Raw genomic sequence first — 14931 nt, forward strand, 5'->3', positions numbered from 1 at the left:
GCGGCCCGGCACGGTGCGCCCGCCGCGGCGGGCGGGAGCGGGTGGCCCGGGGTGCGGCGACCGGCGGCGCCCGGGCATCCGCCGAAGGGCCCGGGCACGTACCATGGCGGCATGTCGTTCCTCCGCCGCCGCAGTGCCACACCCGCCGGGCCCGACTTCGACGTACTGGCCATGGACCCGGGTGACTGGCCCGGAAACCTGGGCGCCGGGCTGCTGCCCGCCCCCGACGGAACCTGCCAGGGTGTCTTCCTGCGCTACGACCTGTTCGGCGGCCGCGGCCCCGCGATGATCATCGGAAACCTCCCCGAGGGCTCCCCGGCCCGGGAGGTCCCCGAGGGCGAGGTCCCCTTCGAGGTGGCCCAGCTGCTGCTGGCGCTGGAGAACGACGAGGAGGTCACCGTCGTCGGCACCGAGGACGTGCCGGTGATGCAGGGCGACAACCTGCTGATCGTGCGACGCGTCAAGCTCTCCGAGAGCCGGATCTCCTGCGTGCAGTTCGACCGGAGCGACAACGTCCTGGTCACGATTGCCGCCTGGGACCGCCCCATCACCGACGACCTCTACGCCCTCCTCAAGCCGCTGCCGGCCGAGCTGTTCCAGCAGGGTTGACCGGACCACGGCCGCCCCGGCGCCACCACGACCTCGTCGTCACGTCGGCCGCCGGCACGAAGGCGACCCGGTGGCCGTATGGGTCTCGGAATCCGCACGGTGACGTACTGCTGCCCCTTCGGCAGGGTGCACGGCAGTGGGGACACCGTCTGGACCGGGCTCACTCCGGGCAGGCCGGCTCCACCGTCCACGCCGGTCGTCGGGGCCTGGACCAGGCCCACCTCCCGAGAACGGGCACCGGCGGGCGAAGGCCCGCGGCATGCGCCCCTGTCGAGCGCGCACCGCGGACCTTCGCCCCGTCAGCGCGTGCCGACCGCCGCGCGCACCGCCCGGCGCGCCATCTGGGCGTCGTCGTGCAGCCGCCGCAGCAGCAGCCGCTGCTCCTCGCAGGACGGCACAGCCGCCTGGCCGGCCCCCGGTGCAGCCGGCGGAGCCTCCCGCAGCGAACGCTGCACGGCCGTCTCGTAGGTACGGATCTCCCGGGTCAGCACCAGCATCAGATTGACCAGGAAGGCGTCGCGCGAGGCCGGGCCCGCCGACTGCGCGATCTGACTGATCTGCCGCCGCGCCACCGGGGCGTCCCCGAGCACCGACCACAGCGTCGCCAGGTCGTAGCCCGGCAGGTACCAGCCCGCGTGCTCCCAGTCCACCAGCACGGGACCGGCCGGTGAGATCAGGATGTTGGACAACAGCGCGTCGCCGTGGCAGAACTGGCCCATGCCCTGCCGTCCGGCCGCCTGCGCGATGCCGTGCAGCAACTTCTGCAGATCGCCCAGGTCGCGGTCGGTGAGCAGCCCCAGTTCGTGGTAGCGGGAGATCCGTGCCGCGTAGTCCAGGGGCGCGTCGAACGTGCCCGCGGGCGGGCGCCAGGCGTTCAGCCGGCAGATCGCGCCGAGCGCCGCCCGGATGTCCGCCCGCGCCGGCGCCTCGGCCGGGTGCCGCTGGAGCGCCGCCACCCTGCCCGGCAGCCGCTCGATCACCAGCGTGCAGTTGTCCGGATCCGCCGCGATCAGCCGGGGCGCCCGCACGGGCGGGCGGTGCCGGACGAACGAGCGGTAGGCCGCTATCTCGTGGCGGATCCGCTCGCTCCACGCGGGGGACCGGTCCAGTAAACACTTGGCGACCGCCGTGCTCCGGCCGGTGGTGCCGACCAGCAGAACGGACCGTCCGCTGCGCCGCAGTACCTGTACCGGGGCGAACTCCGGGCAGATGCGGTGCACCGAGGCGATCGCCGTGCGCAGCTGGGCCCCCTGGGGACCGGAGAGGTCGAGTCTCCCGCTGAGCTGCTGCGTGCCGGGTCCCGCGGCGCGCCGTACCTTGTCCGCCCCGAGGACGGGGGCCGCCGGCCGCACGGGGGCGAGGTAGGGGCCGCCGTCCGAGGAGCGCGGACGGAGCGGCCGGGGCGGGGCGGACACGGAGGACGATGCTGCGTACATGGGCGAACAGATCCCTTCGTGTGCCTGCGACGTCATCGCACCACCCGGCCCGGCCGCCCAGGCGCACCCTGGGGAATGTCCTGCGGCGACCGGGTCGAGGTGGCGCTTTCCTACCTGACACCCGCTGTCCCGTGGCACACCATCTGGCGCACCCTGGCGAACCCTGGCGAATAGTCGCCCGGCAACTGGCACCGGGCTACTGTCAACTCAGCCGAGAACCTGGGGGCTTACGTGAGTGGACGACCCAACACCCGGCTCGCGGACCTGTTCGGCCTGGCCGGCTGGTCCAAGGGCGAACTCGCGAGGCTGGTCAACCGGCAGGCGGCGGCCATGGGCCATCCGCAGCTGGCGACCGACACCTCCAGGGTGCGGCGGTGGATCGACATGGGAGAGATCCCGCGCGATCCCGTGCCGCGGGTGCTGGCGGCTCTGTTCACCGAGCGTCTCGGCCGTGTCGTGACCATCGAGGACCTCGGTCTGGTCCGGCACGGGCGTGCGGGGAAACGGCAGGGCGGCGGGAGTGCGGAACATCCCGACGGAGTGCCGTGGGCGCCCGAGCGGACCGCCGCGGTCCTCACCGAATTCACGGGAATGGACCTCATGCTCAACCGACGCGGCTTGGTGGGCGCGGGCGCCGCGCTCGCCGCGGGATCCGCACTCAGCAGCGCCATGCACGACTGGTTGCACACCGATCCGGCCCTGACCGCCGACGCTCCCCGTCTCGACCAACCCCTGCACGCCGACCCCGCCGGGTTCGACCGCTACGAGGCCGCCCCCATCGGGGCGCAGGAGATCGAGGAACTGGAGCGCTCCGTGGAGGTGTTCCGCGCCTGGGACGCCGCCCGGGGCGGCGGCCTCCAGCGCAAGGCGGTCGTGGGCCAGCTCAACGAGGTGGGCGGCATGCTCGCCTACCGCCACCCACCCCATCTCCAGCGGCGCCTGTGGGGGGTCGCCGCCAATCTCGCCGTCCTCGCCGGCTGGATGTCGCACGACGTCGGCCTGGAACCCACGGCGCAGAAGTACTTCGTGATCGCCGCCCACGCGGCCCGGGAGGGCGGTGACCGGCCGCGGGCCGGCGAGGCGCTGTCCCGGGCGGCCCGTCAGATGGTGCACCTCGGCCGGCCCGACGACGCCCTGGACCTGATGAAGCTCGCCCAGTCCGGCTCCGGGGACGAGGTGCTGCCGCGCACCCGGGCGATGTTCCACACCATCGAGGCCTGGGCGCAGGCGTCCATGGGCAAGGGCCAGGCGATGCGCCGCACCCTGGGGCGGGCTGAGGACCTCTTCGTCTCCGACAAGGGCGACGTGCCGCCGCCGAACTGGATGCAGTTGTTCAACGAGGCGGACCTGTACGGCATGCAGGCCCTGGCGTACCGCACGCTCGCGGAGTTCGAGCCGGACGCCGCCGTGCACGCCCAGCACTACGCGGACAAGGCGCTGGCACTGCGGGTCGAGGCACAGCAGAGGTCGAAGATCTTCGACTTCCTGTCCATGGCCTCCGCGTGCTTCATCGCCGACGATCCCGAGCAGGCGGACCGGTTCGCGCGACTTGCCCTGGTCTCCATGGGGCAGAACTCCTCCCGCCGTACCTGGGACCGGCTGCGCCAGATGTACCGGCTCACCGCCGAGTACTCCCAGTACCCGAAGATCCGGGAACTGCGCGAGGAGATCCGGCTGGCGCTGCCCAGGCCGAGGGCGAAGAGCGGCAACGCGGCACCGGCGTAGCCCGGAGGCCGTGTCGCGGCGGCCCGGTGGCGCCGGCCGCTTCGGTACCGGCGTCCTGGAGGTGCCGGCAGTGGTGGCCGCGGGAGGCGTCGGGCTACGGGACCACCCGGGCGACGAGCACGCACGCGTCGTCCGCGCGGTCGGTCGCGCCGAACTCCTCCGTCACCGTCCGTACGCACTCCTGGGCGGTGGCGGCCCCCGCCAGGCGCGGGGCCAGTCCGAGCAGGTCGTGCACGGCCGCGGTGGCGCCGGTCCCGGATACCAGGCCCTCGCTGTGCAGCAGCAGCAGATCGCCGGGCTCGAGGGTCTGCTCGGCCTGCCCGTAGGAGGCGCCCCGGGCGGCACCCAGCAGGACGCCGTCCGGTGGGTCCAGCGCCCATCCCGTCCCGCCGCGGAACAGCAGCGGGGCGGGGTGTCCGGCCTGCGCCCACACCAGCGAACGGGACTCGGGCCGGTAGTGCAGGCTGACCGCGCCGGCCAGGGCGGGCTGAGCGGTGGCGTCCAGCAACCGGTTCAGGGTGGCCAGCAGCGGGCCGGGGCTCGTGCCCGCCATCGCCATGCCACGCACGGCGCCCAGCAGCATGGCCATGCTCGAGGCGACGCCGATGCCCTGCCCGGTGAGGTCACCCATGCTCAGCAGTGTGGTGCCGTCGGACAGATCGAGGGCGTCGCACCAGGTGCCGCCGAGGCGTGTGCCCGCCGAGGAGGACAGGTGCCGGGCGGCGACGTCGAGGGCCGGCGGACCGGTGTGCGGGAGCCGCAGGGGGCCGCGCCACGCCGGCAGCACGGCCTCCTGCAACTCGACCGCGAGCCGGTGCTCGGTCCGCGCCTCGGCATGTCGGCGGCGGCTCAGCGAGTCACGGGTCTCGCTCACCTCCCGTCGGCAGCGGCGCAGTTCGCTGACGTCACGCAGCACGGCCCACATCGAGGTGGTGCTGCCGTCGGCGCCGAGCACCGGTTCGCCCATCATGTGCACGGTCCGCACGCCCCCGTCCGGGCGCACGACGCGGAACTCTCCGTCGATGGGCCGGGCGTCGACCAGGCACTGCGTGACCATCGCCGTCAGCTGCGGCCGGTCCTCGTCGAGCACCAGGGACGGCAGTTCGTCGAGCGTCAGCGGGGGAGCGGCCGGATCGCGGCCCAGGATGCGGTACAGCTCTCCGGACCACTCGGCCTCGTCGGTGAGCAGGTTCCACTCGGCGGTGCCGACCCGGCTGAGCAGGGAGCCGTCCCGTGTCGCGGCCGGCGCGGCGCGGGTCGGCCCGGACGCCGCGGGGGCGGGCAGCGGGCCGTCCCGCAACTGCGCGAAGTGGTCGCCGACGTCGCTCAGCTGGCGCAGCGCCAGGTCGTAGAGCGCACGCTGCCAGCGCCCGTTCGGGTCCGCCGTGTCCGGCGCCGTGCCTCGGCGGACGGCGTCCACCTCGCCCTTGAGCCGCCGGGTCTGCGAGATGAGCGCGTCGACCCGGCCGCATTCCGGCGGCTCGGCGGGTGAGCGGTCCGCGGAGAGGTGGGACGGCATGACGCACTCCGATGCGGGGGACGGTACGGCCTTCAGGCGGACGGAGGGACCGCTACGACTGTCGCACAGCCCGCGACAGCCTGTAAGGCATTTGGCATCACACGACAAGGCGGTGCCGGTGGCATATGTCACCGTCTCCGCGGAGTTACTCCGGGGTATGCCCCAGCCGGTCCTTCGCGAGTCCAACTCCCCCATTATGTATGGAGTTTGACGTACAGTCGGCACGTCGTCCGTCGCTCACTCGCGCGTTCGCCGGACGGGTGTTCGGCGTCTCTCAGTACCGGAGCACGCCCGCGATGCCGTCCGCGTCCGCGAGCATGCCGTCGGGGACGAAGCGGACCTCGGCGCCCGTCTCCAGGCACTGCTCGACGATCTCGTCCACGATGTCCTCGCGCGCCTCGACGTCGCCGCTCTCGGCGAGGACCAGGTGTTCGCCCGTGTCGCGCACCCGTACGCGGTAGTTCTCCTCGACGGCCAGCAGTCGCACCCGGCCCTCCCGGGCGCTCCGCCACAGCTCGTCGACACCGGCCGCGAACTCCTTGCGCCCGCGGGCGGCCACCAGGGCCCCGGCCACCTCGTCCGCGCTCCTGCGGGCCTCGGCCTCCCGTACCGGCTCCATGGCCTGCCGCACCGCTCCGGGCGTGCCGTGCGCCAGTCCGCCGTGCTGGACCTGCACCGCCCCCTTGGCCGTGCTGCCGACCTCGGACATCAGGGACAGGGCGGCGGGTTCGCCGGTGACGTACAGGGGGCGCGGATGGTCGCGCAGCACCGTGCTCATTGCGGTGTCGGCCTCGCGCAGGAACTGGCGGGTGGGCTCGTCCCGGAAGCCGCGCGGCTGATCGCCGCCGCGCTCCAGCCGCTCCGGGTCGAAATTGTGCACGCCCCGGGTCAGCGGGAAGCCGCCGATGTGCTCCTCGGCCACCCGGTCCGCCGTGCCGCTCCACAGGGTGACCCGGTCGGCCGCCACCGAGAGCACCCAGTACGGCCGTTCTGCGGTGTGGGCGGAGACCAGGTTGCGGGTGAGGAAGGTGTCCGAGACAGCCACACGCTCCGGCACGGGGCGGGCGAGCGACCACACCTGGTGCTCACCCGGAGCGGCGAAGATCACCAGGCCGTCCTCGGCGCGGCTCAGGTCGACCTCGGACAGGGCCCGGTCGAGTTGCCGGGCCACCTCGGTACGCCGGTCCCGGGTCACCGCCGGGTCGGCCTCCAGCTGCTTCTTGGCCTGGGCCACCGCGTGGCGCAGGCGGACCTGGTCCTGGGTGTGGAGGGGGTCGCGCCGGTGGGTCGGCGTCAGCACGGACACCGCCGGGTAGGGGCGCGGACGACGGAGTTCGGCAAGGGTCGCGGGGCTGAGGTCGTGCTCCATGACAGCACCATAGAACCGATTCCCGTGTAGGGCATTTGGGGCAATTCACTGCATCGTCGGAGTGGGGCGCGGGGGTCGCGGGTGCAGGCTGGTAGGGGAGGTGACCGCGATGGCACGCCTGGTCGTGGAGGGGCAGACGGGGGCTGCGGAGGACGGCGGGGCACTCGTCGTCCGGCTGTCCTGGCGGGAGGTGCCGGTGGCCCGCCGGCGTGCGGTGCGCGTGCCGCGGGCCGAGATCAAGGCGGTGGGTGTCGAGCCGGACTGGTGGCGCGCCGTGCGCGGCACGCCGGTGACCGGCCGCTGCCGGCCGGGGCGGTACTGCGTGGGGGAGCGGGTCCATCCGTCCGGCCGGGACTTCGTGGCCGTGCGGGCGGGCGTGCCCGTGGTCCTCGTGGACCTCTGGCGCCCGGTGCCGTTCACCCGTCTGGCGGTGTCCGTCCCGGACGCGGCGGAGATCGCCCGCATCCTGAGCCGCCACATCGCCCGCACCGACGGCCTCCGCGAGACGAGCGGCGGCGGGCCACCTCCGCACGGCTCGGCGTGAGGCGGGGGCGCGGCTCACGGTGGGCGTGCTGCAGCTGCCCGTGGCCGGGCCCGGAGCGCCGGCGCTTGGCACAGGTGCGGCCGGCCGAGTGGGGTGGGTGCTCCGGGCGAGCCGCCTGGTGCGCGGCTGCAACGAGCCCCGGCGTCCGGCGCGATCCGGTGCGCGGGCGGTGTGGGCCCCGGTGGAGCCCCGGCGCGTGAGCCGTGGTGGGCCGCCAAGCCCCGGTGCCACCCGGTCCTCCGTGCGTGTGGGCTGCCGGAACGGCGGGGCGGGCGTGCACTGCCTGTCGGTGGGCGCCGGGGCGGGTGAGGCGCCCGTGAGCGGCCGCCCGGGCACCCGTCGGCCGCGCGGCCGTGTGGTCCGCGTCGTCTGCCGGGCCCCGAGTCGAGCGGGCGTGCGGGGCTCCCTCGGGCGTCACGGGGCCCGATGTGGCCTCCGGCCCCCGGCCCGTCTCAGTCTCCCGCCGCCTCCTCGTCGGCGCCGCAGGAGCTGCCGTTGCGGGGCAGGGAGCCGTACAGCAGGAAGTCGTCGACCTTGCGGTGAACGCACTTGGAGGACGAGTAGCCGGTGTGGCCCTCGCCCCGGTTGTCCAGCACCACCGCCGAGGAACCGAGCCGCTCGGCCGTCTCCACCGTCCAGCGGTACGGCGTGGCGGGGTCGCCGCGCGTACCCACCAGCAGCATCTTCGGCGTGTCGACGTCCTTGACCTGCTCGCGGATGTACTCGGTGCCCTTGGGGCGGCCGTGGCACATGAGCACCTGCGCCAGCCGGTAACGGCCGAAGACCGGCGAGGCCTGCTCGTACGCGGTACGCAGCCGGTCCAGATCCCGGGTCACCTGCGCGGCGGCGGGACGGTCGGGATCGTCCGCGCAGTTCACCGCCATCAGCGCCGCCGGCAGGTTGTCCAGGGGCACCTCCTCCTCGTCGACGAGACCGTCGTCGGCGCCGACGCGGGCGCCGCCGGCCGTCCGCCACACCGGGAGGTTCACCCCGCCCGTCGCGAACGCCTCGACCCCGCGCGTGTCGCCGTCCTCGAGGAGCTGCGCGAGGGCGCGCTGGAGCGAGGGCCACAGCTCCCTGCTGTAGAGGCCCTGGCCGAGGGCGCCCGCGAGGTCCTGGCCGGTGAACTCGAAACCGAAGTCGGAGGGCACCGGGTTCTCGTCGAGCGACCGGACCAGGTCCACGACCTGGTCACGGGCGTCGCGCGGATCCTGACCGAAGGGGCAGGCGATGTCGTGCGTGCACCAGGTGAGGAAGTTTCCCAGTGCCTGCTGCTGCCCCCGCGCGGCGGCCAGCCCCTGCTCCGCCAGTGGCTCGGTCAGCGTGTCCACCCCGTCCAGCACCAGCCGGCCGACCTTCTCGGGGAACCGGGCGGCGTACACCGCGCCGAGCCGGGTTCCGTAGGAGAACCCCAGGTAGTTGAGCTTCCTGTCGCCGAGCACCTGGCGCATCACGTCCATGTCGTGGGCCACGTTCACCGTACCGATGTGCGCCAGTACGGGACCGGAGTGCTCGGCGCACTCGGCGGCCACCTCGCGCAGCTGCCCGAGCGTCTGCTGCGGGTCGGACATGTCCTCGCCGTCGGTCGCCTCCAGGGCCCGGCTCGCGGCCTCGGCGCCGCAGCTGACCGGGGCGGAGCGGCCGACGCCGCGCGGGTCGAAGGAGACCACGTCGTAGCCGTCGGTCAGGTCCATGAAGTCCTTGCCGCTACTGGCGAGGCCCATGACGCCGGAGCCGCCCGGGCCGCCGAAGTTCAGCACCACCGACCCCCGCGCGTCGCCCGAGGCCCGGTAGCGGGCCAGGGCCAGTTCCAGGGTGCCCTTGCCGGGGTGGGCGTAGTCCAGCGGGACGGTGATCTTCCCGCACTGGAGATCCTTCGGCATGTCCGTGCCCTCGCAGGCGGACCAGGTGACCTTCTGGCGGTAGAACCGGTCGAGGTCCGGATCCCCGCCGGAGGTGCCGGGCAGCACCGTGCCGAGCAGGGCCAGGCCGACCGCCCCGGTGGCCGCGCACCGCCGGATCGAGGGGCGCGTTGACAGCTTGGCCAGCATCGATGCCTCCAGGGGCGCCCCGCAGCGGACCGGGAATCGGCGCCCTCGCTCACGATATGCGCGCCCCGGCGGCCCCGCCTGTCGGCCGACCGGCCCCCTCGGCGACCGTCCCCACCCGCGTTCGGCACGGACGCGTCCGGGGGTTCCTGCCGGCGGGTACCGGGCGGAGGCACACCCCCACGAGATGAAGGGAGGTGACCTGCCGATGCAGCCATGACGCGGCTCATGCACCCGCGGTGCCGCCGGCTCGGCGAGTGCCCGCGACGATGCCGGGAGGCAGGGACGTCATGAGCCGATGACCCGGAACGAGGTGAGCGCCTCACCCGCCGTGACGTCGGGCGCGACGGCCGTGGCGGTGCCGTGTCCCGGTCATCGGCCCGGGAGCGCCCGTGCCGCCGGACCGGATTCCGCCACCGGCGCGACCCGCCGGTGGAACGTCAGCCGCCTGCGCCGTGGCACCGCCGGTACAACTCCCTCACAGCGTAGGTCAGTTGGGGGACCGGTCCCTCCACGGTGATGCCCGGTGCGATCTCGCCGACGGGCAGGGTCCGCACCGGCGGCGCGGGCACGCCGAGTTCGCCGAGCCAGGTCATCAGCTGCTCGGAGGAGGCGACGCAGACGATGCGGCCCAGGCCCACCCAGGCGTGTGCCGCCGCGCACATCGGGCAGTGCTCGCCGGAGGTGTACACCGTCGCCGCGGCCCGCTCCCCGGGCGTCATGTGTGCCGCCGCCCAGCGTGCCGGCTCGAACTCCGGGTGCCGGGTGCGGTCCCCGGAGGCCACCCGGTTGCGGTCCTCGGCGAGTACCGTGCCGTCCCGGACACGCAGTTCGGCATCCTTCACGACCATGGGGGCCGCCCCTCCTCGCAACGGGTCGATCGAGCGGCTCTGCGCAAGTGAGCCGATCGAGGGCATCGAGCTGATCGAAGTGCCACCCTATGGCGGCACCACCGCGGTCGCGACGACGTCGCGGCGGCGCCTTCCAATTCGGTTGTCCGTGCCGGCCGGCGCATGGTGGGCTGAGCCGTATGGATCACGCCGCGCTGTTCACCCTCTTCGATCGCGACCTGCGCGAGCGGGCCCGTCCCGACGGCCCCGGTGCCCGGGTCGAACGGGCCGGCGCCGTGGTGCGCCAGACCGCACCCGATCACGGCTGGAACGGGGTCCTGTGGTCCGCCCTGGACGACACGCATGCGGACGCGGCGATCCGTGAGCAGATCGCGTACTTCACCGGTCTCGGCCGCGAGTTCGAGTGGACGTTGTACGGACACGACCGGCCGGCCGACCTGGGACAGCGGCTCCTCGCGGCGGGGTTCGGTCCCGGGCCGGAGGAGACGCTGATGATCGGTGACGCCGCGGGACCGGCTGTCCTGGACACCACGCCGCCGGACGGTGTGCGCCTCGTCCCCGTCACCGACCGCGCGGGCGCCGGGCTGGTGGCCGACGTGCACGAGCAGGCGTTCGGCACCGACGCCTCACGGCTGCGCCGGCACCTGCTGGCCCGGCTCACGGCCGCCCCCGGCAGCGTCGTCGCCGTTCTCGCCCTGGCCGGAAAGGAGCCGGTGAGCGCGGCCCGGCTGGAGATCGTGCCCGGCACCCCGTTCGCCGGGCTGTGGGGCGGCGGGACCGTCCCGGCCTGGCGCGGCCGTGGCGTCTACCGCGCGCTGGTGGCCCACCGTGCCCGGGTCGCCGCCGCGCACGGCTGCCGGTACCTCCGGGTCGACGCCTCCGCCCAGAGCCGTCCCGTCCTGGAACGCCTCGGCTTCACCGCGCTCGGCACCACGACGCCGTACCTGTACGTGCCGTGACGACGGGCGCCGGGGTGGTCCCGCCGCGTGGAGCCGGACGCCACCGAGCCCCGGTACGACCAGCGGCTCGCCCGCCTGTGGCCGAGGCTGTTCCGGCTGCGGTGTCACGTTCCGCGGTTCCCGTCGTACGGTCCTGACGACGATCCGACGAGCCGGAGCATCTCGTCACCGGCGCGGACGAAGCCCTCGGCCGGCATGTCACCCGGCCCTGACGGCGTCCGGGCACAGCAGCGGCGCCGGGCCGGGCCGTGGGGCCGGCGCACCCACACCGAGGAGCGCCTCATCGTCGACCGTATGGGACCCGGAAGGCGTCGCGTGCGCCTTCGGCCTGTTCCGCGGTCCCCGCGGCACCGATGAGAGTGGCGCCGGAAACCGGCGCCCACGTCGTGCGCGTGCACCGCGACGTCGGCGTTCCCGCTGGTGGCCACGGTGAGGCGGCCCGGGGGAACCGGTCCGGACCCCGCACCCCCCTCGACCGGGGGCGGCCTGCCCGTCGTGCGGAGCACCAGCCCCGAGGTGCACGGACGGACCACGAGGCGGTGGCATCGAGGCCCGGAGCACGCGGATCCGGACGCACGCCGGTCCGCCTACGAGCCGATCCGCATACCGAGGTCCCGGACGCACGCGGGCCCGGTGGCCGCACCGCGTCGGTGCCTCCCACCGGACCCGTCGCCCGGACGCCGCGTGCTGCCGGGGACGCCGTCAGCCCCGTGCCTTCGCCCGGTCCAGAGCTCCCACTCCCACCGCGGCGAGCGCGATCTGAATCAGCCACTCGACCCAGTCGACGCCCTTGGTGTCGGCCACTCCGAGCGCCCCGGCGATGGCCGAGCCGATCAGTGCGGCGGCGATGCCGACGAGGATCGTCCACAGAATCCCGATACGCTGGCGCCCCGGGACCACCAGACGTCCCAGGATGCCGATGACAATGCCGATGACGATGGCACTGATGATGCCGTCGATCTCCATGGCGCCCCTTCCCTCATGACCTCCGCTCCCAGCGTCTGCCTCCGCCGACCGCGGAAGTCCCGGCCCCGGAGGCGGACGGGCCGGTCCGCGGCGGGCGCGGACCGGTCCTCGGCTCCCTTCTCGGGCCGGGCCTACGGCCTCGGCGCGCTCTTGGCTGCCGTACCGGCACACACCAGGCCCAGGAGCAGGGCGAGGGCACCGATGACGATGTTGTTCCAGATGACGCCGGCGTCCGGGCTGTCGCCGACGATCCACGGCGACACGATCATCCACACGCCCAGGGCGCACATGGCCCAGCTGAGGCCGTACATGCGCGCGGGGGCCGCGGTGAACCCGAGGGCGAGCAGGCCGATCGCTATGCCCACGATCAGGTTGTGGGGCACGAGCGAGGGCTGGCTCGTCGTGTAGTGGAGTATCCAGGGGGACACCGCGCAGTAGAGACCGAGCAGGAAGACCGGTCCGTCCACGAGGGCCACATCACGGCCGCCGAGCACACGGTCGTACCGTGCCCGCATCTCGGAGGCATCGGGGTGGCTGGTGATGTCACCGCGCGGGTGCGAGACGTTGGCCATGGGCGTCTCCTTCGGCTAGCAGGCCTGACCGCTTCTGGGCGGTATGCGGTAAGCGCCGCGTAAGCCTATTTTGCGCTTATACAGCCTTTATGTGTAGAGGTCGGAGGGCGAGTGCCGCACGGGTCGTGTCCGGACAACACGCCTGGAGCCGTCGTGTGGATCACGCCGCGGGCGCGGGGGCCGACCCCCGCCTCCCCGGTGCTGTCGTCGGTTGCCGACGCTCCGCGTCGGCGCCCTCCTCCGCCGTGCGCCGCGCGTACCGGACCCGGCTCATGGTGATGACAAGGCGCCGTCGCCTCCCTGCGTCCTGATGCGAACGAAACAGGCCCCGGCAGGCCGTACGGGTCGACCACCCACAGCGGACGGCGTCGCTGCCAGGGCCGAATCGCAGGCTGGTGGAGTGATCGCTGGCGGCGCGGCCGGTCCGTGCGCCCGGATCCACCGGGGGTTCTCCGGCCCCACGGCCCTGAGCGGGTTCTCGAACCACGAGGAGATGTCGTCGGTCGCCCCCCGGAGGCGAAGGTGGGTGCCGTCATCAGCCCGGCGAGTTTCCCCGGTGCCGGCCGGGTGAAGCCGGAGATCACCAGCTCCGGCGACGGCACGCTCCGGTCGTTGTCCCGGGCCGGTCACCCGCTTGGCGTCGGCGAGAGGGCCCACGGCGCGAACGTCCGCTCCAGAGGTGCGACGTCGGTGCGATCCCGGCCAGGCGGGCAGGACTGCCGGCCCGCCCCGATCCCCGATCGGCTTCCGTCGCCCCGAAGCGCGCGATCCCCCGGCGCCTGACTCCGGGGGCACCTTGTCCCGTTCAGCACCTCATCCCGGACCGCTCGTCGATCGCAACCGACCGCGCTCGTCGATCACAACCGACCGCGCGCCTCGGGCTGCCGGGCGCGGTCCACGCGGGCATCGAGGGCCGGACATGTCCGGTGGGATCCGGGGCAGGCGGAATCTACCGAAAGGAAACCCGAGACCTGGATCGACGGAGGTGTCTGTCCTCATGGCTGCCGTTGCGGGAGCGAAGGTGCTGGAGCGGTTCCCCGCGGGATCCCCGCGCGGATCGTGGCCGGCGGAAGAGTACGCGGCCCGGCGTCGGGCCGAGGGTGAGCCCGCCACGGTGGTCATGGACATGAACTCGGACGCGTTCCTCGTGGTGGTCCCGTCCGGTGAGGACGACTGACCGCCCCGAGCGAACGCCCGCACTCCCCTACGGACCCGGCCGGTGGCCGGACCAGGGTGACTGGTCTACACCCTTGACTGGTACAGACCAAAGCGGTTGAGTGGGATCCACGCCCCCCACCACGGCCGCCCCTGCCGTGACGGGCCTCGCCGGTGCGCGCGGCGAGGTCCGTTCCGGCATGCCCTCGTCCGGCAGCGGCCGTGTCCCGCAGAGGAGTTGATCCCTTGTCGAGACGCCGCGTCTCCGCCGTGATGACCGCCATCGTCCTCGCCGGCAGCGCACCCGTGCTGCTCCCCGCCGCGACCGCCTCCGCCGCCGCGTGCTCCAGCTACCCGAACTGGGTGGCCGGGAAGTCGTACAACGCCGGTGACATCGTCCGCTACACCGACGGCAGGGCGTACATCGCCGAGCACGCCAACCCGGGCTACGACCCGGTCGTCAGCACCTGGTACTGGGAGCCGTACGCCTGCGACAACGGCCCCGGCACGCCCGTCGGGACGTTCGTGGTGACCGAGGCGCAGTTCAACCAGATGTTCCCGAACCGGAATCCCTTCTACACCTACCGCGGGCTCACGGCCGCGCTGAGCGCCTACCCCGGCTTCGCCAACACCGGCAGTGACACGGTGAAGAAGCAGGAGGCCGCCGCCTTCCTGGCCAACGTCAACCACGAGACCGGTGGCCTGGTGCACGTGGTGGAGCAGAACACCGCCAACTACCCGCACTACTGCGACTGGAGCCGGCCCTACGGCTGCCCGGCCGGTCAGGCCGCCTACTACGGGCGCGGACCGATCCAGCTCAGCTGGAACTTCAACTACAAGGCCGCGGGCGACGCGCTGGGCATCGACCTGCTCAACAACCCCTGGCTGGTGCAGAACGACTCCGCCGTGGCCTGGAAGACGGCGCTGTGGTACTGGAACACCCAGACCGGACCCGGCACCATGACGCCGCACAACGCCATGGTCAACCAGGCCGGTTTCGGTCAGACGATCCGCAGCATCAACGGCTCGCTGGAGTGCGACGGCAGGAACCCGGCGCAGGTGCAGAGCCGGGTCGACGCCTACCAGCGGTTCACCCGGATCCTCGGCACCACGCCGGGCGGCAACCTGTACTGCTGAGGGCGTACCGCCGGGCGCGAGGTCGTGGTGTCATGCACCTG

The 14931-nt window shown here is 73.5% G+C and carries 13 protein-coding genes; 6 read left to right on the forward strand and 7 right to left on the reverse strand.

Going from position 1 to position 14931, the window contains the following annotated elements; all coding sequences use genetic code 11:
• The first annotated feature begins 111 nt into the window (after positions 1-111).
• Complete coding sequence (locus ACFYOV_RS26505) at positions 112-609, forward strand: hypothetical protein (RefSeq protein WP_033309560.1); 498 nt, start codon at positions 112-114, stop codon at positions 607-609.
• A 299-nt stretch (positions 610-908) separates the two neighbouring features.
• On the opposite strand, the gene ACFYOV_RS26510 is transcribed toward ACFYOV_RS26505, so the two are convergent.
• Positions 909-2045, reverse strand: a complete 1137-nt coding sequence (locus ACFYOV_RS26510; RefSeq protein ID WP_389091482.1) for an aminoglycoside phosphotransferase family protein — start codon at positions 2043-2045, stop codon at positions 909-911.
• A 231-nt stretch (positions 2046-2276) separates the two neighbouring features.
• Here ACFYOV_RS26510 and ACFYOV_RS26515 point away from each other — a divergent pair, with 231 nt between their 5' ends.
• Positions 2277-3770 carry a hypothetical protein gene (locus ACFYOV_RS26515; protein ID WP_389091484.1) on the forward strand — a complete coding sequence of 498 codons (1494 nt, stop codon included), beginning with the start codon at positions 2277-2279 and terminating at the stop codon, positions 3768-3770.
• A 94-nt stretch (positions 3771-3864) separates the two neighbouring features.
• Here the strand turns inward: ACFYOV_RS26515 and ACFYOV_RS26520 are convergent, their stop codons facing one another.
• Together ACFYOV_RS26520 and ACFYOV_RS26525 are read right to left on the reverse strand one after the other, a co-directional pair.
• A complete protein-coding gene (locus ACFYOV_RS26520) occupies positions 3865-5289 on the reverse strand; it encodes a PP2C family protein-serine/threonine phosphatase (RefSeq protein ID WP_389091485.1) in 1425 nt (474 codons plus the stop codon).
• Between the two features lie 274 nt (positions 5290-5563).
• Entirely contained in the window at positions 5564-6658 is a 1095-nt protein-coding gene (locus ACFYOV_RS26525) for a chemotaxis protein (protein WP_389091488.1), read from the reverse strand.
• 109 nt (positions 6659-6767) lie between these two features.
• Here ACFYOV_RS26525 and ACFYOV_RS26530 point away from each other — a divergent pair, with 109 nt between their 5' ends.
• On the forward strand, positions 6768-7202 hold the full coding sequence (locus tag ACFYOV_RS26530) for a hypothetical protein (protein ID WP_389091490.1): 435 nt from the start codon (positions 6768-6770) through the stop codon (positions 7200-7202).
• Positions 7203-7654: 452 nt separating this feature from the next.
• Here ACFYOV_RS26530 and ACFYOV_RS26535 read toward each other — a convergent pair whose 3' ends face one another.
• Together ACFYOV_RS26535 and ACFYOV_RS26540 are read right to left on the reverse strand one after the other, a co-directional pair.
• Positions 7655-9253 (reverse strand): alpha/beta hydrolase, encoded by a 1599-nt coding sequence (locus ACFYOV_RS26535; protein WP_389091493.1) that lies wholly within the window; start codon positions 9251-9253, stop codon positions 7655-7657.
• A 437-nt stretch (positions 9254-9690) separates the two neighbouring features.
• Positions 9691-10101, reverse strand: a complete 411-nt coding sequence (locus ACFYOV_RS26540) for a nucleoside deaminase (RefSeq protein WP_389091494.1) — start codon at positions 10099-10101, stop codon at positions 9691-9693.
• Positions 10102-10280: 179 nt separating this feature from the next.
• Between ACFYOV_RS26540 and ACFYOV_RS26545 the strand changes: the two genes are divergently transcribed.
• Entirely contained in the window at positions 10281-11060 is a 780-nt protein-coding gene (locus tag ACFYOV_RS26545) for a GNAT family N-acetyltransferase (RefSeq protein ID WP_389091495.1), read from the forward strand.
• A 702-nt stretch (positions 11061-11762) separates the two neighbouring features.
• Here ACFYOV_RS26545 and ACFYOV_RS26550 read toward each other — a convergent pair.
• Together ACFYOV_RS26550 and ACFYOV_RS26555 are read right to left on the reverse strand one after the other, a co-directional pair.
• A complete protein-coding gene (locus tag ACFYOV_RS26550) occupies positions 11763-12026 on the reverse strand; it encodes a GlsB/YeaQ/YmgE family stress response membrane protein (RefSeq protein ID WP_389091498.1) in 264 nt (87 codons plus the stop codon).
• 131 nt (positions 12027-12157) lie between these two features.
• On the reverse strand, positions 12158-12598 hold the full coding sequence (locus ACFYOV_RS26555) for an SPW repeat protein (protein WP_389091500.1): 441 nt from the start codon (positions 12596-12598) through the stop codon (positions 12158-12160).
• 997 nt (positions 12599-13595) lie between these two features.
• Here ACFYOV_RS26555 and ACFYOV_RS26560 point away from each other — a divergent pair.
• Both ACFYOV_RS26560 and ACFYOV_RS26565 read left to right on the forward strand, forming a co-directional pair.
• Positions 13596-13775 carry a hypothetical protein gene (locus tag ACFYOV_RS26560; protein WP_389091502.1) on the forward strand — a complete coding sequence of 60 codons (180 nt, stop codon included), beginning with the start codon at positions 13596-13598 and terminating at the stop codon, positions 13773-13775.
• A gap of 224 nt (positions 13776-13999) precedes the next feature.
• A complete protein-coding gene (locus tag ACFYOV_RS26565; RefSeq protein WP_389091504.1) occupies positions 14000-14890 on the forward strand; it encodes a glycoside hydrolase family 19 protein in 891 nt (296 codons plus the stop codon).
• The last annotated feature ends 41 nt before the right edge of the window (positions 14891-14931 follow it).

Source organism: Streptomyces sp. NPDC005931 (assembly GCF_042871235.1).
Lineage (GTDB): Bacteria > Actinomycetota > Actinomycetes > Streptomycetales > Streptomycetaceae > Streptomyces.